General features: G+C 38.2%; 22 protein-coding genes. 11 read left to right on the forward strand and 11 right to left on the reverse strand.

Annotated elements, in window-relative coordinates:
- Nucleotides 1–18: 18 nt before the first annotated feature.
- Nucleotides 19–1,482, reverse strand: coding sequence for a YdiU family protein (locus C9J46_RS17665; RefSeq protein ID WP_107291298.1), 1,464 nt, complete (start codon nt 1,480–1,482; stop codon nt 19–21).
- A gap of 187 nt (nt 1,483–1,669) precedes the next feature.
- Here C9J46_RS17665 and C9J46_RS17670 point away from each other — a divergent pair, with 187 nt between their 5' ends.
- Together C9J46_RS17670 and C9J46_RS17675 are read left to right on the forward strand one after the other, a co-directional pair.
- On the forward strand, nt 1,670–4,270 hold the full coding sequence (locus C9J46_RS17670) for a choice-of-anchor L domain-containing protein (protein ID WP_107291299.1): 2,601 nt from the start codon (nt 1,670–1,672) through the stop codon (nt 4,268–4,270).
- Nucleotides 4,271–4,286: 16 nt separating this feature from the next.
- The gene (locus tag C9J46_RS17675; RefSeq protein ID WP_107208478.1) at nt 4,287–4,688 is read left to right on the forward strand and encodes a hypothetical protein; all 402 of its coding nucleotides are present in this window, start codon (nt 4,287–4,289) and stop codon (nt 4,686–4,688) included.
- A 77-nt stretch (nt 4,689–4,765) separates the two neighbouring features.
- On the opposite strand, the gene C9J46_RS17680 is transcribed toward C9J46_RS17675, so the two are convergent.
- Together C9J46_RS17680 and C9J46_RS17685 are read right to left on the reverse strand one after the other, a co-directional pair.
- Complete coding sequence (locus C9J46_RS17680) at nt 4,766–5,011, reverse strand: hypothetical protein (RefSeq protein WP_233217803.1); 246 nt, start codon at nt 5,009–5,011, stop codon at nt 4,766–4,768.
- A 52-nt stretch (nt 5,012–5,063) separates the two neighbouring features.
- On the reverse strand, nt 5,064–5,912 hold the full coding sequence (locus C9J46_RS17685) for a hypothetical protein (protein ID WP_107208477.1): 849 nt from the start codon (nt 5,910–5,912) through the stop codon (nt 5,064–5,066).
- Between the two features lie 264 nt (nt 5,913–6,176).
- On the opposite strand from C9J46_RS17685, the gene cfa reads away from it, so the two are divergent.
- Nucleotides 6,177–7,319: a cyclopropane fatty acyl phospholipid synthase gene (cfa, locus tag C9J46_RS17690; protein ID WP_107246581.1), complete on the forward strand. Its 1,143-nt coding sequence runs from the start codon at nt 6,177–6,179 to the stop codon at nt 7,317–7,319.
- Between the two features lie 68 nt (nt 7,320–7,387).
- On the opposite strand, the gene C9J46_RS17695 is transcribed toward cfa, so the two are convergent.
- Entirely contained in the window at nt 7,388–8,797 is a 1,410-nt protein-coding gene (locus C9J46_RS17695; protein WP_107208475.1) for a hypothetical protein, read from the reverse strand.
- A gap of 311 nt (nt 8,798–9,108) precedes the next feature.
- Between C9J46_RS17695 and C9J46_RS17700 the strand changes: the two genes are divergently transcribed.
- The gene (locus tag C9J46_RS17700) at nt 9,109–9,951 is read left to right on the forward strand and encodes a S1 RNA-binding domain-containing protein (protein WP_005367598.1); all 843 of its coding nucleotides are present in this window, start codon (nt 9,109–9,111) and stop codon (nt 9,949–9,951) included.
- A gap of 101 nt (nt 9,952–10,052) precedes the next feature.
- Here the strand turns inward: C9J46_RS17700 and C9J46_RS17705 are convergent, their stop codons facing one another.
- On the reverse strand, nt 10,053–10,286 hold the full coding sequence (locus tag C9J46_RS17705) for a glutaredoxin family protein (RefSeq protein WP_107208474.1): 234 nt from the start codon (nt 10,284–10,286) through the stop codon (nt 10,053–10,055).
- A 477-nt stretch (nt 10,287–10,763) separates the two neighbouring features.
- Here C9J46_RS17705 and C9J46_RS17710 point away from each other — a divergent pair, with 477 nt between their 5' ends.
- Nucleotides 10,764–11,972, forward strand: a complete 1,209-nt coding sequence (locus C9J46_RS17710; protein ID WP_105060313.1) for a NupC/NupG family nucleoside CNT transporter — start codon at nt 10,764–10,766, stop codon at nt 11,970–11,972.
- A 93-nt stretch (nt 11,973–12,065) separates the two neighbouring features.
- Here the strand turns inward: C9J46_RS17710 and C9J46_RS17715 are convergent, their stop codons facing one another.
- From C9J46_RS17715 to moeA, 3 genes are all read right to left on the reverse strand, one after another.
- Nucleotides 12,066–12,542 (reverse strand): DUF2059 domain-containing protein, encoded by a 477-nt coding sequence (locus C9J46_RS17715; RefSeq protein ID WP_233217804.1) that lies wholly within the window; start codon nt 12,540–12,542, stop codon nt 12,066–12,068.
- 216 nt (nt 12,543–12,758) lie between these two features.
- On the reverse strand, nt 12,759–13,529 hold the full coding sequence (moeB, locus tag C9J46_RS17720) for a molybdopterin-synthase adenylyltransferase MoeB (protein ID WP_107246584.1): 771 nt from the start codon (nt 13,527–13,529) through the stop codon (nt 12,759–12,761).
- A gap of 16 nt (nt 13,530–13,545) precedes the next feature.
- A complete protein-coding gene (gene moeA / locus C9J46_RS17725) occupies nt 13,546–14,781 on the reverse strand; it encodes a molybdopterin molybdotransferase MoeA (RefSeq protein WP_105060310.1) in 1,236 nt (411 codons plus the stop codon).
- A gap of 306 nt (nt 14,782–15,087) precedes the next feature.
- Here moeA and folE point away from each other — a divergent pair, with 306 nt between their 5' ends.
- Both folE and C9J46_RS17740 read left to right on the forward strand, forming a co-directional pair.
- Nucleotides 15,088–15,741 (forward strand): GTP cyclohydrolase I FolE, encoded by a 654-nt coding sequence (folE, locus tag C9J46_RS17735; protein WP_107208468.1) that lies wholly within the window; start codon nt 15,088–15,090, stop codon nt 15,739–15,741.
- 151 nt (nt 15,742–15,892) lie between these two features.
- Nucleotides 15,893–16,840 (forward strand): LysR family transcriptional regulator, encoded by a 948-nt coding sequence (locus C9J46_RS17740; protein ID WP_107208467.1) that lies wholly within the window; start codon nt 15,893–15,895, stop codon nt 16,838–16,840.
- A 120-nt stretch (nt 16,841–16,960) separates the two neighbouring features.
- On the opposite strand, the gene C9J46_RS17745 is transcribed toward C9J46_RS17740, so the two are convergent.
- Nucleotides 16,961–17,833 (reverse strand): YjjW family glycine radical enzyme activase, encoded by an 873-nt coding sequence (locus tag C9J46_RS17745; protein ID WP_255419032.1) that lies wholly within the window; start codon nt 17,831–17,833, stop codon nt 16,961–16,963.
- 14 nt (nt 17,834–17,847) lie between these two features.
- Entirely contained in the window at nt 17,848–19,392 is a 1,545-nt protein-coding gene (locus tag C9J46_RS17750) for a YjjI family glycine radical enzyme (protein WP_107291300.1), read from the reverse strand.
- Between the two features lie 122 nt (nt 19,393–19,514).
- Here C9J46_RS17750 and C9J46_RS17755 point away from each other — a divergent pair, with 122 nt between their 5' ends.
- From C9J46_RS17755 to C9J46_RS17765, 3 genes are all read left to right on the forward strand, one after another.
- Nucleotides 19,515–19,772, forward strand: a complete 258-nt coding sequence (locus tag C9J46_RS17755; protein WP_107208465.1) for a DUF333 domain-containing protein — start codon at nt 19,515–19,517, stop codon at nt 19,770–19,772.
- Nucleotides 19,773–20,149: 377 nt separating this feature from the next.
- Nucleotides 20,150–21,913 (forward strand): murein L,D-transpeptidase, encoded by a 1,764-nt coding sequence (locus tag C9J46_RS17760; protein ID WP_107291301.1) that lies wholly within the window; start codon nt 20,150–20,152, stop codon nt 21,911–21,913.
- 163 nt (nt 21,914–22,076) lie between these two features.
- The gene (locus C9J46_RS17765; RefSeq protein ID WP_107208463.1) at nt 22,077–22,805 is read left to right on the forward strand and encodes an HAD family hydrolase; all 729 of its coding nucleotides are present in this window, start codon (nt 22,077–22,079) and stop codon (nt 22,803–22,805) included.
- Nucleotides 22,806–22,855: 50 nt separating this feature from the next.
- Here the strand turns inward: C9J46_RS17765 and C9J46_RS17770 are convergent, their stop codons facing one another.
- A complete protein-coding gene (locus tag C9J46_RS17770; protein ID WP_107208462.1) occupies nt 22,856–23,818 on the reverse strand; it encodes a TerC family protein in 963 nt (320 codons plus the stop codon).
- A gap of 811 nt (nt 23,819–24,629) precedes the next feature.
- Here C9J46_RS17770 and C9J46_RS17775 point away from each other — a divergent pair.
- The gene (locus C9J46_RS17775; protein WP_107246590.1) at nt 24,630–25,028 is read left to right on the forward strand and encodes a hypothetical protein; all 399 of its coding nucleotides are present in this window, start codon (nt 24,630–24,632) and stop codon (nt 25,026–25,028) included.
- Nucleotides 25,029–25,064: the final 36 nt, after the last annotated feature.

Genomic DNA, 25,064 nt, shown 5'->3' on the forward strand with positions numbered 1-25,064 from the left:
ATAAAACGAGAGAATGACTTAAGAAGAGCAACTAATTTCTAACTCTTTACCCCATTTAGGAGGAAGATCGGCAAGATCTTCAAAGTTAGGATGCTCATCAAAAGGATCATGTAAAACGGTTAATAGATTCTCTATAAATGTGAAATTTCCTTGCTCGGCAGCATCGATAGCAAGCTGTGCCAAATAGTTACGAAGAATATATTTCGGGTTGCTGTTAAGCATTAATGCTAAACGTTGTTGATCATCGATATTTGAAATACGTTTTTTGTAATCAGCTAACCATTCATCGATTGCGGTTGTATTTTCAGTGAGAGATGAAAAATGAGAACTGGTGTTATCGAGTTCGTCTTGGGAAAGCGTCGAAAGCGTGCGGAAGAACTGGGTGTAATCGATCGATTGTTGTTTGAGTAAATTAAATAACTGCTGAAATAACTCAGTGTCTTGTTCTTGGTTATCGAATAAGCCTAATTTTTGACGCATCAGTTTGCTGTAATGCATTTGTAGTTGGTGCTGATAAATTTCTAATGCATGTTCTATGTCTGATTTATCAATGATAGGTGCTAAGGCGTAACCGAGTGCTGATAAGTTCCATAACCCAATGGATGGCTGTTGATTGAAGGCATAACGACCAGAATAATCAGAATGATTACAAATATAACCCGGATTATAATCGTCCAGAAAACCATAAGGGCCATAATCAAACGTTAAGCCTAAAATTGACATGTTGTCGGTATTCATAACGCCATGAGCAAAGCCTACTGCTTGCCAATGGGCGATCATTTTAGCTGTATTTTCACAAACTTGCTCAAACAGGGCGGCGTATGGTTTTTCGACTTGTTGGCACTCAGGGAAATGATGCTGAATAACGTAATCTGCTAATAAACGTAATTGATCGTGTTGTTGGGTATAAAACAGATATTCAAAATGGCCAAATCGGATGTGGCTTTCTGATATTCGGAGCAGGGTTGCGCCAAATTCTTGTTTTTCACGGTACACATGAGTATCACTACCAATAACCGCGAGTGCATGTGAGGTCGGAATACCAAGGCCTGCCATCGCGGCGCTGGCTAAATATTCTCGAATGCTTGAACGAATAACGGCACGGCCATCGCCCATACGCGAATAAGGTGTAAGTCCGGAGCCTTTTAAGTGAATATCCCACTTTTTACCATGACTTGTTTGTACTTCCCCCAATAATAAACCCCGACCATCACCCAGATCGGGGTTGTATTGCCCGAATTGGTGGCCAGTGTATTTCATTGCTATGGGATCAAATCCAGTTAAGGTGTCGTTACCACTGAATATATTAATAAAATCATCAGATTGAATGGCGTTTATATCGAGTTCTAATAATTTCGCAATGTGTGGATTCACACTGATTAAGTAAGGGTTACTCAGCGGTTGCGGACTAACGAAAGTGCCGAAAAGTGAAGGGAGTTGGCTGTAAGTATTATTAAAAACAAGCTGTTGTAATGATTTCATAACAAAGGTATTCGGTGGGTTTAACAAGGATTATAGATCTAACCATATATTATAGTTAAGTACTTACATCCATTACATTTCTAATCATGAAGTGTATCGAGTAGGGGTATCGCTTAATAGAATAGTATTTAGCTTAGCAATATGATCCTTTGTTCATTTCTATTGGTTTGTTATTGAAGGGAATACAATGAACTTAACAAGGAACATACTTTTTGCCAGCACCGCCTTAGCGCTATTGGGTTGTGGTGGCGGTGGAAGTGGTGAGTCAACACCACAAGCTAAAGCTGGTGATGATATTTATACCTATGCTAATAAAAGTGTGGTGATTTCATCTAACAATATTGATCCAAGCGGGACAATTGTGGATGTTTCTTGGACGCAATCAGACGCAGATGCAACAAAAGTCGAACTGATAAAAGTAAACAATAGCGCTACGTTTACTGTTCCTGATATTCAAGACAATGAAGTGTTTAATTTTACCGTTACGGTCACTGATAACGACGGTGACACAGCAACTGATGACATCAGTGTATATGCAAAACCAGCGGAAAAATCCTTATCTCTTTCTTTTGTTGGCTTAGGTGATATCAAGAAAGTAACCAATGAAGCAAAGGTGACTTTAAAAGGAAATGTTGTTTCTGATCATGATATTAAACAGATCTTAGTGACTAACGGTACCACCAAGCTTTCTGTGAATGCTGAAGTCGATGAAATGTGGTCAGCAACAATTGATTTGATAAAAGGTAGAAATCAAATCACCGTAATGGCGTTAACCGCTGATGAAGCGCAGGTTGAGATTGTTTCTACGATTAACTATCACCCAGCGATGGATTTCACTACCCCGTTAACATTAAGCCAGCGCTCTTTTGTGTTAAATGAAGATGCAGTAACGATTTACGCTAATATTGGTACATCAAATAATAAGAATCCTGAAGTTAACTTGATCGGCTCTGGCGGTAGCATTAGTTTTGATGAAGGTGCTGATGGAATCGATGATGATGGTATTTATGCGACCTCTTTCTCTTTTAATCCAACTAAGAAAGGTAAATTTTGTTATCAAGCACAAGTATCTGATAGCGAAAAGAATGTATACCAATCAGAGCCTGCCTGTATTTGGGTAGCTGAAAAATACACCTCAGATCAAGTCACTAAGTCTGTTGATATTGCTGACAGTGTTGAAACATGGTTAACCTCAGAATTAGATAAAGGAAAAGATGTTCATGCTTCAGCCAAGGCGGTGGTTGATCAACTTAACACCCATAAGGATGTAGGTGCTGCTGGGTATACCTATGAAGGTGGTATTTGGTGGGTAAATGAAGATGGTATTTTAGGGCTTCATAACCCTTTCGTTGAAAATTCAAAGTCAGCGGCTCGTAGTGGGACTGTTGCGCCAACACCTGTTGTGAAAGCGGCACGTGAAACGCGTTATTATGATGATGTATTTAAAAAACAGGCCACAACCTACTCATCAGTAGCGCCGGCAAACCGGATTCAAAGCTCTAAAGCCGTGATGATCAGCCCGTATATTAATAATCCTGATGTGTCTGAGTTTAGTAACTTCTTCAAAGCAGATGATTACTATGGTGTTTGGAAAACGATTAAAGATAGTCAATCATGTAAATTATTCCCTGATAGTGAGTTTGTGAATAACGAAACTGTGGGTGTTTCGCTTGATAGCTTTAAAGACTTTACTACTTTTGGATATATTCATTTTTCTACCCACGGTAATAACTATTTCAATGGATTATTTAAAATCTGGGATGAGAAGTGGGGGCCAAGTGACTTCTTAAAAGGGTATTTATCGGTTTCTGGTTTATATACAGGCATAGTTTTACCTAAAAATGAGGATGGCACTTATAACCTTGAAGGTTATGAAAGCGATCTTTATATGAAGCGCCTAGCCATTGGTGCTGGTGGCGCGTTGATTATTCTTCCTTCGTTCTTTGATCATTATCTTTCCACTATGCCTAAGAGCTTAGTCGTACTGTCAGCGTGTCGGTCTGTTTACAATAATTCACTTGCCAATGTGTTTTTATCAAAAGGTGCAGGGGCGGTGATTGGTTATGATGACTATGTCCTTTCTTCTTATGCTCAAGATACGACGAATGCCATTATTAGTGACATGCTTGAAAATGATTCGACATTGAAGGAAGCCTTTGATGTTGCTGTTAATAAACATGGTATCAGTGATAACAGCAGTGATGAAGCATTTATACGTATGAGAGGCGAAGAAGATTTAAAACTATCTAGTGGCTCATTTGATAATCTCAGTTTTGAACAAGGCGAATTGAATGCTTGGGCGAAAAAGGGTGATGGTCGCATCATTACAAATCTTGGTGGAACTAAACCGTTAGATGGTCAATTTGTTGGTGTTGTATCAACAGGATTAGGCTATACCAATGAGCTAGGTAGTATCGAACAATCTGCTTGTTTAGATAAAAACGTAACAACATTAAATTTTGACTGGAAGTTCTATTCAGAGGAATTTTTAGAATATTGTGGTACCGGTTTTGATGATTCATTTACTTTAAACGTGTGCGAGGAAGGCACAACAAATTGCGCATCGTTTGAAACCAGTGTTAATAAACTTTGCGAGAATCAAGAAGTACTGGTGGAGTCTGATGTATCGTTTGATCAAGGAGGTGTGTATAACACCCCTTGGATAAAAGAGCAGTTAGATGTCTCTGCTTTGGCCAACAAACGCGTGAAGCTAACAATAGAGGCTATCGATAAAGGTGATACAGAATACGATAGTGCGATATTGATTGATAACATAGAAGTTAAATAATTAGAGAGGTGCGCATATGCTGAAAATGTTTTCTTCGTGCGCACCATTATTATTTTTATTGATGCTGACTTATGGTTGTAATGTTAAATCTGATGTGGTTTATCAATCAAAAGATTTAGGTAAAGTCTTATATCAACATAAAGATAATAATGGTTGTGATTTAGAAGCAGTAGATAAAAAGATTGCTCAATTCTATCTACAAATTGAAAGAAGAGAGTTGCTGCCATTAAAGGCTATGTATCAAGAAAGTGATGCTTTTATTATGAAGATAAAAACATTGCCTGCATTAGTCATTATTAAAAATGATGCAAAATGGTATATCCCATTAATAAAAGGCAGTGACTGGATTTTCGTTAATGTTAATGACACCGTTAACGTATTTAAATATCCGGAGGTGTTTCGTCAATTATGTGAATAAAGCCCCATAATAGTCACTAGTAATAAACCAATGATTATAGGGCTTATATTTTTATTAATATTACTTTTTCAAAATCTTCATTGAGCTGATAGCGAAGTTGTAAAGCAATTAGCTTCTTGTGCTCGGCAAAACATATCACTTTGCGATTTTAAGCAACGCTGTGAAACTTTATAGCGGGCTGCATCTTCAGTTCTAGCTGCATCTGCAAACATGTCGGTAAACGGAGAAAGGGTGCAGACATAAATTTCATCATTATTATGTTTGGCTGCAAACGCAGGAGAAACAAAACCAATCATAAGAGATAAACACAGTAATTTTTTCATTTTGCACCTTAAATATTAAAAAACTCATATACTTACCAGACCAATAATAGTCTTATAAATTCGATGAGGTTACAAAATTCACACCAATAGATGACATTCTATTCATAAAATCTTTTGCTTGTTGTTCAAATCCAGCAACAGGACTGGTGGTATCGATTAAAATTGTTAGCTTTTTGATCTCTTCGTTTGTGAGCTTTTCGACTATTTGTTCAACCGTACTGGCAACACAGTGGGAAAGAGCTTGGCCTGAAATATAAACCTGATCATTTTGCTTAACGAGCTCGACTAGTTGAGGATCAAATTGGGTCTTTTTATCATCTTCTAACGGATATTCAGCTTCGCAACCACCGTAATGCTCTGTATGTGGGTTCTCGCCTTTAGCAATACTGATATGTTGTGTATTCGCTTGCTGCTCCCAAGCATGAATTGCTGTATGAATAGGCTTAACGATATTGTGTCCAACAGAGCCAATCACACAATGGGTCGGCCAGATAAGAAGGCTATATTTCCCCTCTTTTTCTAATGACTGGGTGTAATTAAGGACATGATTTAAAAGCGTTGGATCAGTAGGCAGCCAGATACCATCCACAATGTCTTGATGGTTAATTAGAGTAAATGGGGCTGGGTGTTCGCCTGCTTCATTTTTCCAATAGGGCGCATGAGCAATATCGTATTCATGATGGCTATCAAGTGTCACAATAATCTGATTAATATTCTTTTGTTGCTTTGTAATAAATGCAGCAAGTTTGTTAGCGTCTTCCCATGCACCAGGAACGGGAAGAGCTGGTGAAATAGTAATCTTCTGAGATGCTGAACCTAATGTGAATTGTTCATTAACGGGAACATCATAAAAGTCATATTGAGGATCAATGATAAGTAAAGACGTCATTGGTAGACGCATTGCATGCTCCTTTATGCTTTGTTAGCTTGACATGATTATGTCGAAATAATGGAAAAAATTTGAGCTAAATATACGTTGATGAGCGTTAATTGAAAAGAAATATCATTCAATTCTTAATTATAAAATTGTTAAACTGTTTTTCTGCAATATTATTATTTTACTTATTGATATTATTAACTAAAAATTAGTTTTTGAATTTTTATATTGTGAATATAAATACAAAAAGGCAATTTGTCATACAAATAAAAAGTAGTGGTATACAGAATGACAAATAATCAATTTTTTCAAGACATTTTAGATTTTGCTGATGTGAAAATTAATGGTAATCGTCCTTGGGATATTAAAATTCATGATGAAGGTGTTTTTGATCGCGTATTAAAAGATGGTTCTTTAGGCTTTGGTGAAAGCTATATGGATGGCATGTGGGACTGTGATGCTATTGATGAAATGATTTCTCGTGTATTACATGCTGGTATCGAAGATAGGCTAACCACCACAACAAAAATACAATTAGGGTTAAAAGCTGGCGCGTCTAAACTTAAGCAATTATTTAACCCTCAAAGTGTTGAGCGTGTAACTCAGGATGTGCCTTTTCATTATGACTTAGGCAATGATTTATTTGAAGCTATGCTCGATCCTCGTATGACTTATACGTGTGCTTATTGGAAAGACAGCGACAACCTGAAAGCAGCGCAAGAAGCAAAGCTAGATTTAGTCTGCCGCAAAATGGGTTTACAACCGGGCATGCGTTTACTTGATATTGGTTGTGGATGGGGCAGCTTTATGATCTTTGCTGCTGAAAAGTATGGTGTTATTTGTGATGGTTTAACCTTATCAAAAGAACAAGCAGCACTTGGTCAGGCGAGAGCAGACGAGAAAGGCTTACCCGTTAACTTTATTCTTCAAGATTACCGCTTATATCACCCAGAGCAGCCTTATGATCGCGTTGTCTCTATTGGCATGATGGAGCACGTTGGCCCTGAAAACTATGAAGACTACTTTAAATCTGCGTACAGTTTTCTTGCTGAAGACGGTATTTTCTTACTTCACACCATTGGTAGTCCGAAATCGAAAACGTCAGTTGACCCATGGATCAATAAGTACATTTTCCCTAACGGTGTGATCCCATCAATGATGCAAATTGGTGCGTCAGCTGAAGATTATTTCAATATTGAAGATGTACAGAACATTGGTCCTGATTACGATACAACACTCGTCGCTTGGAATGATAACTTTGAAGCCGCTTGGCCGACATTAGCAGAGAAGTATGGTGAGCGTTTCTACCGTATGTGGCGTTATTACTTGCTGTCTTGCGCTGGGGCATTCCGTTGTCGTGATTTAAATGTGTGGCAATTTGGTTTAACCAAAAAAGGTGCAGAATTACCAGTTTCTGTTCGTGCAGCATAATTTTCAATGCCACAGTAAAAAGCTCACTATTGCACGATTGTTATCGTCAACAGTGAGCTTTTTGAGTGTTAGGCCGTTTGCGCTTTTTCGCTTTCCTTCGCAGCTTGAGCTTCCGCAACTGGCTTTTTCTCTGGAGGGAGAATAGGCTCAATGTCCACAATTTTGGAACGACTCATAATAATTTTCCAACGCTGAATACGCACTGTTTTATCTTCGTCTGTTTCTTTGGTTATTAAGTTAATCAGGTGACGTTTTTCCACAGACTCTTTTGTTACTTGGCCATCATTCAGTTGGTATAAACGCTGAGAGCCTTTTTCCATTAATGCTGCAACAGTACGTAAATCTAAAATGATCGATTCTCGCGTTTGCTCATAACCACTTAAAAACTTTGTTGGTGACATACGGGTGGTACTTTTATAGTGAAGAATGGTTTCTTCCCGGTGAGACACTTTATGTTTACGCGTTTTACGAATATCGGTTGGTAAACTGTCATAGCTAATATATTCAAGCCATTCGAGCTGTCGACCAATTAAATGAGTGGTATTCGCATCAAAGAATTGCTTCCGCCAACGAGCTTTACCTTTCCGTAACCAACGCCAAAGCATGGTTTTTAAGTCATCTTTAAACACTTCACGTGCGGCATAAATTAGCGATAACACCAAAATGAATGACGCGGTAATATCACCGAGCATACCGCGTGCTTTTATCAGCATCATGGTGACAAAAATCATCACAATGCCGGCAGCTGCGCCTGTCACCACTTTTTTTGTGCTTGCACCCAGCTCAATGGTTTTCTCACTCATCGTAACAGGGTATTCAATCAAACGTCGTAATAGCCGCATTTTATTCGACATACGGGTTGGATCTTCCATCGCTTTAGCCGAGTTATAATTATGCTTTATTCGGTGTTGTGTTTCAGATTCACAGATTTCAAGTAACGTTGTTTTAATGGCGTTGTAATCGTTGCCACGCGGAAGATGAGAAATTAACTGAAGGAAGCGCTGCTCAGTAAACCAAGACAGATAGTTATCAATATTCTCGTAATACTTAAGCAGCTTTTTGTCGGTTGGAATATTTCGACGTAAGCGCTTTAAAATACGCACCGAGATATTGGCAGATTCCTCAACATCTTCAAATGTCGGGTTATCATTTTGATTTAATAAATCATTGGTGGCTTTTTCTAGCGCGAGTGCATACTGATAAGCGTAAAGGCTTAAGCTTAAACGGTATTGTTCGATAGATAATTTTCCACGGCTGGCAAGGCGACTATGAACAAGAGGAAGGTGATTAATATCACTGAAATAAGTACGTTTACCGTGGATAGCGTTATGATAGAACTCTTCTTCAGAAATGATATTGGCATTTAAACCAAGCTCACCGGGAATGAAGATGTACATATCGAGCTGCCGATTGGTTGTTTCTTGAATAACATGGGATATTTTTAATTTATGCCCATCTTTTTTATCGACAGTGATCACTTATTGATATCCTCCAAGATCTACAACAATAACTTACTCTATTAATTTTAGAATAAGTTGGTTTTAAATATTACTGTTAACATATAAGTTTGCGCTGATAGCATGAAAAATCATCAAATAAATGCAGATAGGTCAGGCGTTGCGAACCAACATCACGTATAATGCAGCAATCTAAGCACAACACGTGCATTATAGCCGATTGATTAGCGAGATATAGCTAATTCATCATGCAGCTAATAAATTGATTGATAAAGATATTGAAGCAACATCACCAAACGCGTGTCGTTGCCTACGCAGAGAGTACCTGATACATGATTAGAATTGGAAAATACAACACACTAGAAGTCGTCAAACTAGTAGATTTTGGCGTATTTCTTGATGGTGGTGAAGACTTCGGTAATATCCTGTTACCTAAGAACTCAGTTCCAGCAGGTACCGAGCTAGGCGATAAGTTAAAAGTATTTATTTACTTCGATTCGAATGACGAAGTCATTGCTACAACAACGGAACCTTATGCACAAGTTGGCGATTTCGCAAAACTACGTGTAGTGGGTGTAACCAACATTGGTGCGTTTGTTGATTGGGGTTTAACGAAAGATTTGCTTATTCCATTTAGTGAGCAACGCCGTCGTTTAGAAGAAGGTCAAGAAGTGGTTATTCACGTATACACAGACAAAGCGTCTGGTCGTATTGTGGGTACTACTAAATTTAACCGTTACTTAGATAAGACACCAGCAACTTACCAGATCGGTCAAGAAGTGCAGGTAATTATTGCTGAAGTAACAGATCTTGGTTTTAAAGCCGTGGTTGAAGGTAAACATTGGGGACTTTTCTTTAAAACAGAATCATTTGGTAAGCTATTTATTGGTAAAGCATTAAAAGCCTACATTAAAGAAATTCGTCCAGATGGTAAGTTAAACCTATCACTACAGAAAATGGGTAAAGATCGTGTTGACGATCTAGCGGATAAAATCTTAACCTCGTTAGAGCGTAAAGGTGGCTTTATCCCAGTAAGTGATAAATCAACTCCTGATGAAATCTTCCAAGTTTTCCGTACAAGTAAAGCGACCTTTAAGAAAACGATTGGTGGCTTATACAAGAAAGGGTTAATTGTTATTGAGCGTGAAGGTATCCGCTTAAACGACAACGACTAACAACTTGCTCGATAAATCGAGTAAAAGAAAACCGACACATGCTGTCGGTTTTTTATATCTAAAAAATAATAACTCACTGAAAAGTAGTATTAAATGCTTTCTTAGTCTTTTGACTTTAATGCTTTTTCAAACTTGGTAATATTCCAGCCAATTAACACCTGATCACCCACTTTTAAAACAGGGACAGATCTAGCGCCAGTACTATTAAATTCCTTTCTTCCTTTTGGTGAGCTGATATCAACCAAACGATAACTGTAGTTTTTATTTGTCATGTATTGTTGTGCATCTTTACAGTTTGAGCAGTTTTTCTGGCTAAATAAGACAATACGTTTCATTGGGATGTTTCTTTTATTTTAATATTTGCTGTAACTCTAACATAAATGAAATGAAAGATAGTAATGACAGAACAGTAGTTACAAGTGGTCTAAATCAAACAAGTTTTTAAGCCTGTTTACTTTTTCCTATCAGTAATAAAGAAGTGATACGGTAAAGGCATAGGTGATAACGCTGTAACTTATAGATTGCTTTGCAAATACGTATTTTATTTTGTTGAAAATATCAGCACATACATGCTTGTTAAATACGCTGATATTTTCGATTTTATTGCGTTAAAGCAAATTATTTTTTTTATATGGAAATAATAAAGCAGCATTTACAGCTAATGTTTTGATTTTTATGGGTTCGATTTTGTTTTTGGCTCAATAAGTTTAGGTGTATCACTCTTGGTGTAACAACTAAACAACAATGTGATGTTGCTTGTATTTTTAGTGTAAATACAATGCAACCCTCTTTTGGGTAACAACAAAGATCTCATGATTGCTTTATTAGGTATATTCGTTCTACTTTTACTCGCGTTTCTTATCTCAACGGATAAAAAGCGTATTCCTGTAAAAATGGTGTCTATCGCGTTTGCGTTACAAGTACTGTTTGCTTTAATTGTTTTATATATCCCAGCAGGTAAAACAGCACTTCAAGCTGTCAGCAATGGCGTAACGTACGTCACCGATTATGGTAAAGATGGTTTGTCATTTTTATTTGGTGGTTTGGCAACAGGTAGTATCGGTTTTGTATTTGCCGTTAATGTACTTGGTATTATTATTTTCTTTTCTGCACTGATTTCTATGCTGTATCACGTAGGCATTATGCAGAAAGTCGTTAATATTTTTGGTGGCGCACTGCAACGTATTTTAGGTACGGGTCGTGCTGAATCATTATCTGCTGGTGCCAACATTTTTGTCGGCATGTCTGAAGTCCCACTGGTTATTAAACCGTACTTAAAATCTATGGATGATTCACAACTTTTTGCGGTGATGACATGTGGTTTGGCTTCTGTTGCAGGCTCTACGATGGTGGGTTATGCCGCTGTTGGTGTTGATTTAAATTACTTGATTGCCGCTGCGTTTATGTCTGCGCCTGCTGGTTTATTAATGTCAAAAATCATTATGCCGCCAAGCGAGAATAAGCTATCAGCGAATGAAATTACCAGTGTTGAAATCCCTAAAGCAACCAATGTAGTTGAAGCGTTGGCTGATGGTGCAATGTCTGGCTTGCGTATGGCAGTGACAATTGGTGCAACATTGATTGCTTTTATCAGTGTTATTGCATTATTTAATGGCTTGTTAGGCGATATTGGTGAGTTCTTTGGTATTCATGGCTTAACGTTCCAAATGTTGATTGGTTACCTGTTTGCGCCAGTTGCACTTTTACTGGGTATTCCAATGAGCGAGGCGGTAACTGCGGGTTCGTTAATTGGTCAAAAAGTAGTGATGAACGAGTTTGTTGCTTTCATTGATATGATTAAAGTGCAGGATACCTTATCGCCACACAGCCTTGCTGTTGTTACTTTTGCATTATGTGGCTTTGCTAATATTACAACGCTGGCTATTTTGATTGGTGGTATGGGAAGCTTAATTCCTGAGCGCCGTCCATTTATTGCGAAATACGGTATCCGCGCAGTTGCGGCTGGTGTACTGGCAAACTTAATGAGTGCAGCGATTGTGAGTATTATTTTATTGCTCTAGTAGCAGAGTGAAAAATAGTATTGGATAAGAGAGCCGAATGAGTACTAGAAAAATAGTCACAGTCGGCTTTTTAATACCTGAAGAGTAAACGGTTTACTTTATCCCTTCTTCTTTAAAACGCTTGGTTATACGTTTTTGAATTTTCGGACCTAATTTCTGTCCAAATTCTTGTCCAACTAACATGCCTTCTTGATTGATAAGCGGCATTACTCGAATTAACTTTTTGCCAAATTCGGTATCGTTAATTTCAATCATTTTACGCAGTTCATCTTCAGTGAAATGCTTATTGTAGATTGGGTACATCATGGTTTTGAAGCTGTCGTTGATCACAAACTCTTCATCCATGATGGCACTGATCTCTTCTTCTACAATGTCAAACGCTTTGGGATTAATATCGGGCTTAGATTGCTTTAAGATCAATGTCATTTGCTGGGTGAATAAATCTGAATATTGCCTACCGACAGCAACGGCAGATTGCCCCGTTTGCGCTAATAGTTTATCTATCAGTAGTTTTTTTGAGACTGGAATGTCACCAGTGGCTGCAGAGACATTAAATGACAACGCAAGCAAGGCTGCTGCTAAGATCTTTTTACTAAATATGTTTATCCCGTAATTTATTTTTTGTATTAAGGTGTTTTAGCAAAAAAATGCTCGATATATAAATTTGAGCTTGAGTTGTGTGAAACCGATCGGCTAGGGGATTTAGAGGTAGTCGTTAGTAAAGCAGTGATGGGTGAAAGGAATTACCGCTGTATATTTCATGGATGGCATATACAGCGGATATGATCAATTAGCGCAAACTGAGCAAGTGGGTTGTTTCATTAACTTCATTTCTCGCCAGCTCATTGTGAGCGCATCTAGCATGAGCAGTTTACCTGTTAATGGTGTCCCCATGTTGGCAACCACTTTGATTGCTTCCATCGCTTGAACTGCACCAACGATGCCGACAACGGGCGACATAATGCCTGCTTCAACACAGCTTAATGTTTGTTGACCAAATAGGGCGCTTAAACACTGATAACACGGCTCGTTATCTTGGTACGTGTAAACACTGAGCTGACCTTCCATACGAATTGCTGCGCCGGAGATAAGCGGCGTTTTGGTTCTAAAGCATAGGCGGTTAAGTTGATTACGAGTATCAACGTTATCGCTACAATCTAAAACAATGTCGTGGCTTTCTATGAGTGGTAGTAACGCTTCATCGGTTAAGCGTTTGGCTATGGTCTCTACCGTAAGATATGGGTTAATACGACATAACGCTTCTTTTGCAGAATCGACCTTTAATAGGCCAACCGTAGCATCATGGTGTAACACTTGACGCTGAAGGTTAGAAACTTCAACCTTATCATCATCAATCAGGGTTAGTTTACCCACACCAGCAGCGGCTAAATATTGCGTAGAAGCACAGCCTAAGCCTCCAGCACCAAGGATAAGCATAGAAGAAGACTTTAATGCTTCTTGCCCTTCAAAATCAAACTGACGCAAAATGATTTGGCGGTTATACCGCAGCATTTCATCATCTGTCAGTTCAACGTTATTTGTGTTTTCTGTTGTCATTAGAAATACCGTTTGCTTAGTACAAGGTGTGGTTGAAGATTTCGATAGTCACATCTTCACCCGCTTGAACACGACCACGATCTTGCTCTAGTACCACAAAGCAGTTAGCAAGGTGCATTGAACTAAAGGCACCAGAGCCTTGATTGCCTGTTGTTGCTACTTCTAATTGACCTTCAACGTTAATGCTGTAAATACCACGTTGGAAATCGGTACGACCAGGGCGTTTTTTAAACATTGTTGTCGCTTTTGCTTTTACACGAACAGGCGGTTGGTATTGGCTGTTACCTGCTAGTTTCGCCAGCATAGGTTGTACTAGTTGGTATAAAGTCAGCATTGCTGATACTGGGTTGCCCGGTAGGCCACAGAACCAAGCATTATTGATTTTACCAAACGCGAAAGGTTTACCCGGTTTCATGGCGATTTTCCAAAAACCGATTTGGCCTTCTTGATCCAAAATATCTTTGGTGTAATCCGCTTCACCGACACTAACGCCACCTGATGTGATTAATACGTCGGCTTCTGTTGAGCCTTTTAAAAATGCGTCACGCAGTTTTTCAGGGCAGTCCGGAATAATGCCTAAATCTAACACTTCACAACCAAATTTTTCTAGTAGAGCGCGAATACCGTAGCGATTGCTGTCGTAGATTTGACCAGCTTCTAGTGTTTCGCCTACTGGACGTAATTCGTCACCAGTAGAAAAGAAAGCCACTTTCGGGCGGTGGTACGTTTCAAGCTCTGCAATACCAAGTGATGCAAGTAAAGGCATTTCACGCGCAGTTAAACGTGTACCTGTTACTAGCACAGTTTCACCAAGGCTTACGTCATCACCAATTGGGCGCACGTTATCGTTCGCTTTTGGCTTGATATTAAAAGTGATGTTCTCACCATCAACAGACGTTTCCTCTTGCATAATCACGGTATCTGTACCGGCAGGCATTTCAGCACCCGTCATAATACGGATACATTGACCTTGCTGACATTTACCTTCAAATGGAACACCAGCGAAAGATTTACCCGCTAAAATCAATGTATCTGTATTTGCTAAGTCTTCAGCACGAAGCGCGTAACCATCCATTGCCGAGTTCGCAAATGGTGGTACGTTGATAGGCGAAAGAATATCTTGCGCTAGCACTAATCCCATTGCATCGGCTAATGCTACCGTTGATGTTGTAGTTGTAGAGGAAACTTGCTCAAGAATATTTTCAATGGCAGTTTCAACGGGCATAAGGCCTGGTACGTCGCAGCATCCCATAATGGTATCCATCTCGTTATTGTTTAATTTGAATCATAGTGGCTTTGAAGCAAGAGCATCAGTAAAATGATAAATATTAATAGCCCTTCAAACCACGTATTAAATCGCTTAATTATGATTTTACCCTTTATTGTTAAGGGCTGTAAGGGATTGATTATGCCAAAATTAGGCCAATTGGACTAATCCCTAATAAATGGGAGGTGTAATTATTTTCATTTGGAGGTATTCTGCGTATGTTTTTAGCGCTGGCGAGCGAAAACAGGCTTGTTTTATTGCATTTCAGCCTGTGCCAGTTGGAGGAAAAGAATGACAGCATTAAGTGAATCTGCAGTACTAGTTCGTGATGCATTAGCAGCCCGTGGTCTTGAAACCCCAATGGTTGAACAAGATGTTAGCCGCGAAGAGAAAAAAGAAAAGATTGAATACCACATGCGTGAGATCTTATCGTTACTCGCGCTAGATCTGACTGATGATAGCTTGGTTGAAACCCCACACCGCATTGCGAAAATGTACGTTGATGAAGTGTTTTCAGGTTTAGACTATGCCAATTTCCCTAAAATCACCGTCATTGAAAATAAAATGAAGTGTGATGAAATGGTGCGAGTTAAAGACATCACGTTAACCAGTACGTGTGAGCACCATTTAGTAACGATTGATGGTAAAGCGACGGTTGCTTATATTCCTCGTGGGAAAATTATTGGTTTATCCAAAATTAACCGTATTGTTCGTTTCTTTGCTCAGCGCCCACAAGTTCAAGAGCGTTTAACACAACAAGTGTTAGTCGCACTTCAAACATTATTAGAAAGTGATGATGTCGCAGTTACGATTGATGCAACGCATTATTGCGTAAAAGCGCGTGGTGTTATGGATGCAACCAGTGTAACCACAACCACAGCGCTTGGTGGTATTTTTAAGAAAAATTCAGCGACACGTGCAGAGTTCTTAAACGGTATTCGATAAATAATAGTTTACGCTATTGTTGAAATTTAAAACAAAAACAACGTGCGCTATTAATAAATGAACAGAAATGCTAGTCCTTTATTGACTAGCATTTTTTTTATCTCATACTGCTGAATTATCGATTTTCTGGCTTATATATTAAAGGTCGCAGATGGATTTAATTAAACTTTCTCGTATAAGTATGAAACACTTAATTACCTTGCACGTAATGCTAGATACGCTAAGTGTTACGGCATGTGCAGAGCGATTATGTGTAAGCCCTTCTTCCGTTAGTAAAACACTCAGCCAATTACGTGACAATCTCAATGACGAACTCTTTTATCGTCATGGTAATAAGCTAATTTCTACTCCTTTAGCTCGTAGGCTAGGCCCTACGGTTCACCAAATGATCAGTGATATGAATCAGATCATGACCAAAGAAGCGTTTCAGCCAGAAGAGTATGAAGGGAGTTTTTCACTTGCGATGCGGGAAAGTACTTTTGAATTAATCGCCGGTGGTCTTTATGCCCATGTTCTAAAAAAAGCGCCGAATGTCCGTTTTGATATTTGGTCGAAAGACAGCATTGGTTTTGATGGTTTAACCAAAGGCATATTGGATTTTGTGATTTTGCCACACGATCTTAGCCAGCCACCATTGATGCAAAATAACTTAGTATGGCAGACCTTGTTTACCGATGAGATGGTTTGCTTAATGGCGCATGATCATCCTCTTGCCGATAAAGAGCTGACAATAGAAAATTATTTAAATTGTGGTCATATTGGTATTTTGGATAGTGATTTAAGTGTGCCATTTTTTGAGATGCAATTAACGCAACAGCATCATAAAAGAAAAGTGGTGGTGAATGTCGCAGACTTTGGTGGTGCAGCGACGATGTGTCATAACAGTAATTTGTTATTTACCTGCTCTAAACGTTGGGCAAGTACGGCATTACAGTCTAAAGCACTTGTTGAAAAGCCGTTACCGTTTAATTATGGCAAGGTTGCTTATAGTTTGGTGTGGCATCAACCGAGCATGAATGATCCTGCTCTTCGTTGGTTACATCAGCAAATTTTAATTCTTTGTGGCGTTGAAGATAAAACAGCAGAGATTGATTTATAAAGTCTCACTTCAAAAGATACGTTAAGAAGTGAGGATCTAAAGAAAACGAAACTCCGACTGCTGAACGACTTAATTAATTATGTCGCTATGATCAGCAGACGGAATATCTAAATTTTTGATTTAATAAATAGCAGGAGTCAGTAAGTTTTTCACGCCACGCTCTGATAGTTCGTTAGCTAATTGATTAATCTCTTCTTGGTTACACTCATCCCAGTTGAGTGCATCACCTACCACACCATGATGCCTAAACGCATTGAGCTTTATTTTCACACTGCTTGAAAAGGGACGTAAGTAATACGCTACTTTTTCTATCTGCTCTATAAAATCAGTTGTATTCGGAATATGCAACAGTCTAATTTCGTGTAATTTGTTTTGAGCATGAAGAAAGTTCATCGTTTCAAAAACGCGGTGGTTACTTCGGTTGGTTAACCATTTATGCGTTTCATCGTGCCATGCTTTTAAGTCAATCATCGCACCATCAAGGTAGGGGGTAAGGTGTTTCCAACCCGTTACGCTTAAACTGCCATTACTGTCTATCATGCATGTTAAATGTTTCAGTGAAGCCGTCGTTTTTATTAAACGAAATAGCGAAATAATAAAAGGTAAATTAAGTGATGCCTCGCCACCAGAAACGGTAATACCATTAATAAATAACCTATTTTCATGAATTTTTTCAATTAATTCAGAAACTGACATCGTTATGGTTTTAGGGCTCGCTTGTCGAGGGCAAGCCTCAATACACTTATCACATTCAGTGCATAATGCTTGATTCCATGCCACTTTCGTTTTTTCATTTTCCGTATGAATAGCTTGTAACGCTTGCGTTGGGCAGTGCTTAATGCAGTCTGCACAATGGTTACAAAGACCGATGGTTTGTGGGTTATGGCAATTTTTGCAGTTGTAGTTACATCCTTGAAAAAAAATCACCATTCGGTTGCCGGGTCCATCAACGCACGAAAAATTAAGTATCTTACTAATAGTGGCTGAAATCATTTACTTGTTAACTCTTAATTCTCAATAGAGAGATGTGAATAATGAGGTGTTTGCTCGTGACTTAACACACGAGGTAGACGTTTTAAAATGTCGGTTTGTTCGCTGGCTTCTGAGCCTAACCACGTTGTATTGGTACGTGAACCGGCCTCTTTGAATTTAGCAACATCAGATAGCTTAATCATATAGCCCGTTACTCGAACAAGATCGTTTGAGTGAACGTTTACGGTAAACTCACGAAACCCCATATTTAATGCGCCTTTACATAAGGTAACCATGGCGAGTGGATTTTGTTTGATTGTTTCATCAATGGTTAAAATATCGCTGATACCTGATAGGTAATACTGATGATGTGCAGCCAGCGCTTTAATGTGCAAAACAGGATCAGGCTCTGTACCATAAGGAATACGGATCCCTGGTGTTACGTTTTGATCGCTGCTAATACCACCTTGCGAGTGCAATAGTGCTCGCTGGCTATAACCATATTTCACTGGTGTATTCGTGACAATGTCACTTAATAGTTGAGTGATAGATAATGCTAATGCATTGGCTGAATCACTGTGGCCATATTTTTCTGTTGAGCCTGATTTCTCCAATAATAAATTGACTGCTTCTGCCATACCGTAGATACCAAACATTGGGGCAAAACGGTTTTCATCAATCAATTGTTCTTGTACTAAAAAGCTAGTAAAGAAGTTTGATTCTTCATGAAGAAATGCTGAACGCGCTTCAATAAGTCCGAAAGTCATTTGGCAATAATGCGGTAGCACTTGGTTGATGAAGTTATCTACATCTGTTGCTTTTTCTGCCGCCGCTTTTAAGTTTAAGCGTACAAGTGTATTTGCGCCGCCTGCTAACGGTAGTGAGTTGTAGCAACTAACAATACCAAAGCCTTGTTTACCAAATGTATCTTTAAACATTGGGTAGTTGGCAATATGGGGTTTACTGCATTCACAAATATTTTGGCAAGCTTGTTCGAGTAAAGATATTGGTGATACTTCAGCGTCGTACATAAAAGTGAGATTAGGCGCGACTTGCTTAAGCTCTGCATCAATTTTTAAAATAGTACGGCAAATAATGTTATCAGTTGGACCAATATTGGCATGCATAAACGCATCGGGTAGGGTGCGGTCGAGCATAATCCAAAAACGCTTTAGCTTGTTGTAAATATCAGTTTCAGATTCACTATTTACAAACGGTAACAATAAATCATCAAGTTGACCGATATAAACAGGGTAGTTAGTTACAGATGGTACGTGATGATAAATAATGGTGAGCGCATTGAGCGCGTCATCCAGATTTTTTGCGGGCTCTAGCTCTAAATAGCTTGAACCATTCTGTAAGTATTTAGCATAGTCGGGCAGTATGTAGCGAGGCTTAAAAGGCGCATTACCTTCGAACATATCACAGATAATTCCTTCATTTTTTGCTTCTAAAATTTCGTCACTTACTGGCATATAGTCTACAATTGCTTCAGCTTCGAGAGAGAGAAACAATGTTTTTTGTTTCGGGCTTAATGTAGAAGAAGAAATAATCTGTTTTATTTTGGAATGTAATGACATTGCAAGTACCGTGTATTGTTATAATTTAGTGGCACTTTAGATGAGATTAACAATTTCCAGAAGTGAAAAAGAATTAACGTATGTTTTCCAAAATGGAAAAGCGAATGACATAAGGGATGAATATGAAAAAGTGGACAGTTTTATTCGCTGTTATCGGTTTGGGTATCGCATTAGTTGGGTGTAATAAAGAAGAGCAAAAACAACCAGAACAACCCAAAAAAGAAGCGGTTGGTATGGCGAATCCAGCTTCTGTTTACTGTGAGGAGCAGGGTGGGAAACTTGAAATTAAAAAAGAAGAAAAAGGTGAAGTGGGATATTGTCACTTAGCGGATGGTAAAGTTGTAGAAGAGTGGGCTTTCTATCGCGAAAACAATAAGTAGCTTTATTTTTGAGCATAATTGAGACGAACTCACTATAAAATGCCGATTAACTTGCGCTAATAGATATTTTAGATAAATGGTGTTTTTATGAACACCATTTCAAATAATGTTTTTTTTATCTTTTAAATCAAGGTGATATTTGTATTAAATGTGTGATACTCAGTATAAAAAATCCTGTTAGGGTATATTTAACGTTTAAAGTTACGTTATTTGAATTGTATCGTGATTAAAAATTTGTCTAAATATACCGATATTGGCCTTTATACAGGTTATTTTGTTTGTGTGCCGTATATAAGCGTTACATGGTTGTAAATGAACGTTTAGTTATTTTAATACGGATATCTTTCTTCTTTTATTTGATAAGGATCGCTTTGAAGATGTTTAATTCTCAGCGTGTTGTCACTCAGTGTTTCAGCAAGCTTCTTGTTTTATCTTTGATTCTTCCGAGTAGTGCTTTTGCTATTGAATTAGCACACATTGCACCACATAACTATGTGAACATTACAGGGCCGGATAAAGATACTGTTGTGTTTCCTCCTGTAAATGATAGAGAAGCTCCTGCAACGAGTACAGGTAGTGTGGATTGGTCTTCTTTAAACAATCAAACAGTGTTTAGCACCAAAACACTTTGTGCTGACTCGGTGAATAAGGTTTGTTTTAAGTCTCAAATAGAACAAGCGTATACTGAGAATAAGTTTTATCCTTTTTGGCAAAATAAAGCACTGCGAGATGAGTTTGAACTACAGTTAAAAGCCGTTGTAGATACAAAAATGCTACCGGGTTTATCCCAACGTCTTTCCGAACTGAATAAGCTTAAGAGTGAAAATAACGAGCAAGCTTATGACTTATTAGCGACTGATACCTATTATGTGTATCGCGCATTCCAAAACTACATTACAACTCACCGTGATGTACTGTTCTTGTCTAAGCCTATTAACATGAGTAAGCCGATGAGCAAATATGCCGATGGCGTTAATGTTTATCCGATGACACTTGCGAGACTTGAGCAATTACGTCCTGGTTATATTGCATTTAAACCAACAATGGATGCGATTGCCAAATACCTGAATTTACCCGCGCATACTTTAACATCATCGAACTTTAAGCAGGTTTATCGCAAAGGGGCAACACTGCCTAACGGGCATGAGTTGATTAAAGTATTGTATACCCTTGGTGATATGGATCAGACAGATTACGACCGTTTATCACTTGAACATCAGATCACCAATTCTGGTGCTGTTTTTGAAAGCTTAAAAGCATTCCAAAAACGTCATGGTTTAGCAAGTGATGGTATTATTGGTGAGGCAACTGTTCAGCAACTTGTTATGCCTTATGCGGATATTGCGCGTCGTTTAGCATTGAATACGCTACGTGTGGCTACCTTAAATAAGTATAATGAAAATCGTCCTCATATTTGGGTTAACATTCCTAACTATAAGTTAGAAGTGTTTGATAAAGGTAACATCGTATTTGAATCTAAAGTCATTGTCGGTCGTGATAGCCGTCCTACAAACTTATTCTCATCGGCTATTACGACTATGGTTGTAAACCCATACTGGAACGTACCGATTACAATCAAGCAGCATGATGTTATCCCAAAAGTGAAGCACAATATTGATTATTTAAAGCAGCATAATATGCAGATTTTAAATAGTTGGCGTGATCGTACTGTGATTTCACCAACGAGTATTGACTGGGCGACGGTGAATCCAAAAACATTTCCGCATGAGTTTCAGCAAGGTCCTGGTCCTCGTAATTCACTTGGTCGTGTTAAGTTCCTTATGCCAAATGATTACGCTATTTTCTTGCACGATACTCCTTCACGCGGATTGTTTAGCAAAACTAAGCGTGATTTAAGCTCTGGTTGTGTACGTGTTGAACGTGCTTATGATCTTGCTAATTATGTAATTGAGTACCAAAATCGTGGAAACATTCCAGAATTTAAACAAATGTTAGATGCGAAAAAGCAAAAAACCGTGAGTTTATCTAAGCGGATTGGTGTCGATTTTGTCTATCTCACGGCATGGGTTGATAATAATGGTAAAGTACAAATGCGTGAAGATATCTACGGTTATGACTCGCCAAGTGCAAATAAGATTAAAAATAAATTTATTACGATGAAAGATTTTGTTAAAAATTAAGTCGTAATTAAAGATAAAAACCAGCACTAGGTTGCTGGTTTTTTTATACTTAAAATACGTGATACTCATCAGTTTGGGTAATGAAATCATGATAAATACTAGGTTAAGCGCACCATACTCGTTACTATAAGTGTGCCTGTAATCACTAATAAAGAAGGTTAACGTGTTAAAAGCTATTTTTCTCGATATGGACGAAACCTTGTGTGCAACGTCTTTAGCTGACAAACATGCCGCGAACGAGCTGAAATTATATGTCAGTAATTTGTACCCACAATTAAATGTAGACATGTTTTTAGAACGCTATATTGCAGGTGTATATAAAAAACTCAATGATGAATTACCTGAGCTAGTGCCACTAATATCCGATGAGCTTCTCTTCCGCCAAAACCTTATTTTAGTTTTATTTAAAGAGCAGGGCATTGAGTTATCTTTTGATGCTGCAGTCGCTATTCAAGCATGCTTTGATCAATCTCGTATGGCTAGCTTTGATTTTTTTCCTCAGATGAAAGAAACGCTGTTGGCATTGCGCAAATCATATCAATTGGTTGTTATTACCAATGGTCCGGTTTTTTCACAACATCCAAAGTTGGCCGCAACAGAAATGCAGCAATATGTTGATCATATTATTGTGGGTGGGGAAGAGCCTGAGGAAAAACCGGCAGTAAGTATTTTTGAAAAAGCACTAAACTTGGTGAACTGTAAACCTGAAGAAGTCATCCATATGGGGGATTCATTGGCGGCAGATATTATAGGTGCTAAAAATGCAGGTATTAAGAGCGTATGGGTTGATACCCAAAAAGACAGCGATCATCAGCAATTAGCGCTGATTAAACCTGACTATATTGTTACTAACCCTGTTGATATTCAAACTATTGTTGCTAAATTGGCTTAGACAATAAAGATAAAAAACGCCACAGACACCTGTGGCGTTTTTTTTACTTTTTATTCATGATTGATAGGCGTTTGTTCGTCGTTACGTGTTTTCCATAGCGATGCGCCAATGGCGATGGAAATAGTAAGAACAATGACACACAGTGATACCGCTGTTGGGATAGCCCAAGCGGTACCGACTAAAAGCATCTTCAAGCCAATGAAGCTTAGAATAAATGCCAGTGCGACACGTAGGTAGCAGAAACGCGTTAACATACCCTCAAGTACGAAATACAGTGAGCGTAAGCCTAGTAATGCAAATACGTTAGCAGTAAGCACCAAGAACGGTTCACGTGTTACCGCAAAGATCGCAGGAATAGAATCGAGTGCAAACATGACATCGGTAAGCGCGATCACTGCAACCACAACAAGTAATGGTGTCGCTAACCAACCATGCTCTCCTTTAACGAACATTTTATGGTCGTGATAATCATCTGTAACTTTAAAGAAGCGTTTTACAATACGTACCGGTAACGCATCTGAGAAGTCTTCTTGTTCTTCTTCATCTTCTTTCCAGAGTTTGAAGCCAGTGTAAAGAAGGAAAACGGCAAAGATGTACATAACCCAATGGAAGTCATCCAAGAGTTGAGCACCGACTGCGATCATACCACCACGTAAAAAAAGCGCACCGACAATGCCGAGCATTAATACGCGCGGGCGTAAACGCTCAGGTACCATAAATTGGCCAAAAATTAGGGCGAAAACAAATAAGTTATCAACACTTAATGATTTTTCTAATAAGTAGCCCGTGACAAAAGCAGTTGCTGCTTTTGAATTACTGTAGGTACTTTCTGGTGCCATCAACTGCCAATTGAAGTAGATAAACACCGCAAATAAGAAAGCGAGAAAAACCCAGAATACACTCCAGATAGCTGCTTTCTTGATGGAAATCTTACCACCACGTGTTTGATACAAATCCAACGCAAACATTAACACTGTTAATACAGCGAACCCTTCATAGCTAAAAAGGCTCATAGAGTCTCTCCTAAAAATCGACCTTAAAGCGATAACGTATTGTTATTTTATAAACTAAATAATAAATATTAGTTTTTTATAAGTATAAAGTTATATGCCTATAAAAAGGCAATATAGTTTGGCAACAATATGTTATCGCATAAAGATTAAAAACGCGGAAGGCAGGGTAAAAGGGTGTTTCACAATCAACCTTACGCGCATTAAAAACTCAAACCTCTGAGTGTTTGAGTATGACTGCACCAATGTGCAAGCGATAATGGCATTGGTCTCGTCAAAATGGTGCATGAATAATAATGCAAATCCATTCACGGCTGCCGGAAGTGTAAACTTCGAGATGACGACAGACGAACAATTGTGACTACTCCCCAAAACAAGGCGATTTTAGTCTTGTATTGACAAATTTTCCAGTCGTTTTTCAAAATGATTACCATATAAAGCAGTTATATAATGGCACAGCGTTTTTAAAGGTAAAATTACGCGCTTAAATATATCGATTGATTGTTATTCTCAATAACCTGATCGAATGGTTAAGCATTTTTTTTTGTGTATTAAAGGAGATCTTGGGGTATTGCTACCACAGAATATATGGTCACGTAACATGCTTAATCATAAATGAGTAGTGATAATAAAAGGTTTCTTGTTGTTAAATCTTTGTTTTGAAAGTGTTTTTTGTAATGTTAAATCAAATGTTTTATGTGACGATAATCACAAATCAAGGTTGGGTGATTTAGTTTGTTATTCTACTAGTCGTATAGTGATAAGGACATTAAGTTAATGCTAGAAGATGTTATGTTTCTACCTAAGGATAGTTATGGAAACAATGTTGAACACATCAGAAAAAGAGCAAATCATATTTGATTACACGCATTTCCTCTCGCTTCTTTGTAATCAAAAATGGACATTTATTGATGTTGTAAAAAACATCATTTCATCTTTTGAATTAAATATTAAAACAGGCACATATTCACAAATAAGCCCCGCAGAAAAGTTACATCAACAGGCGTTAAAAGTATTATCAAGCAGTGCCAGTGATACGCAGAATATTATTCGATTATTATTATTATCACGAAATGAAGGTATAAAAAGTATTTTATTATTATTACCTTTTGCTTTAGAAGAAGAGCAATTAAAAAAAATAGAACAAAAAGGAAAGTGTAAATTAGAAAAAGAAAATGGAAACAATGAAAGGTTACTCATAACCTTATTATGAAATAATAGATAAAGAAGGTGTTGGCAGGCACCTTCT

This window comes from Photobacterium sp. GB-36 (genome assembly GCF_003026135.1).
Lineage (GTDB): Bacteria > Pseudomonadota > Gammaproteobacteria > Enterobacterales > Vibrionaceae > Photobacterium.

Coding starts and splice junctions, on each gene's coding strand:
- C9J46_RS17745 (WP_255419032.1), bottom strand. CDS start 17,833: ATGATTTCAGCCACTATTAGTAAGATACTTAATTTTTCGTGCGTTGAT.
- C9J46_RS17775 (WP_107246590.1), top strand. CDS start 24,630: ATGGAAACAATGTTGAACACATCAGAAAAAGAGCAAATCATATTTGAT.
- C9J46_RS17705 (WP_107208474.1), bottom strand. CDS start 10,286: ATGAAACGTATTGTCTTATTTAGCCAGAAAAACTGCTCAAACTGTAAA.
- C9J46_RS17680 (WP_233217803.1), bottom strand. CDS start 5,011: ATGAAAAAATTACTGTGTTTATCTCTTATGATTGGTTTTGTTTCTCCT.
- moeA (WP_105060310.1), bottom strand. CDS start 14,781: ATGGGATGCTGCGACGTACCAGGCCTTATGCCCGTTGAAACTGCCATT.
- C9J46_RS17755 (WP_107208465.1), top strand. CDS start 19,515: ATGAAAAAGTGGACAGTTTTATTCGCTGTTATCGGTTTGGGTATCGCA.
- C9J46_RS17770 (WP_107208462.1), bottom strand. CDS start 23,818: ATGAGCCTTTTTAGCTATGAAGGGTTCGCTGTATTAACAGTGTTAATG.
- C9J46_RS17710 (WP_105060313.1), top strand. CDS start 10,764: ATGATTGCTTTATTAGGTATATTCGTTCTACTTTTACTCGCGTTTCTT.
- C9J46_RS17740 (WP_107208467.1), top strand. CDS start 15,893: ATGGATTTAATTAAACTTTCTCGTATAAGTATGAAACACTTAATTACC.
- C9J46_RS17685 (WP_107208477.1), bottom strand. CDS start 5,912: ATGCGTCTACCAATGACGTCTTTACTTATCATTGATCCTCAATATGAC.
- moeB (WP_107246584.1), bottom strand. CDS start 13,529: ATGACAACAGAAAACACAAATAACGTTGAACTGACAGATGATGAAATG.
- folE (WP_107208468.1), top strand. CDS start 15,088: ATGACAGCATTAAGTGAATCTGCAGTACTAGTTCGTGATGCATTAGCA.
- C9J46_RS17675 (WP_107208478.1), top strand. CDS start 4,287: ATGCTGAAAATGTTTTCTTCGTGCGCACCATTATTATTTTTATTGATG.
- C9J46_RS17700 (WP_005367598.1), top strand. CDS start 9,109: ATGATTAGAATTGGAAAATACAACACACTAGAAGTCGTCAAACTAGTA.
- C9J46_RS17760 (WP_107291301.1), top strand. CDS start 20,150: ATGTTTAATTCTCAGCGTGTTGTCACTCAGTGTTTCAGCAAGCTTCTT.
- C9J46_RS17750 (WP_107291300.1), bottom strand. CDS start 19,392: ATGTCATTACATTCCAAAATAAAACAGATTATTTCTTCTTCTACATTA.
- C9J46_RS17670 (WP_107291299.1), top strand. CDS start 1,670: ATGAACTTAACAAGGAACATACTTTTTGCCAGCACCGCCTTAGCGCTA.
- cfa (WP_107246581.1), top strand. CDS start 6,177: ATGACAAATAATCAATTTTTTCAAGACATTTTAGATTTTGCTGATGTG.
- C9J46_RS17665 (WP_107291298.1), bottom strand. CDS start 1,482: ATGAAATCATTACAACAGCTTGTTTTTAATAATACTTACAGCCAACTC.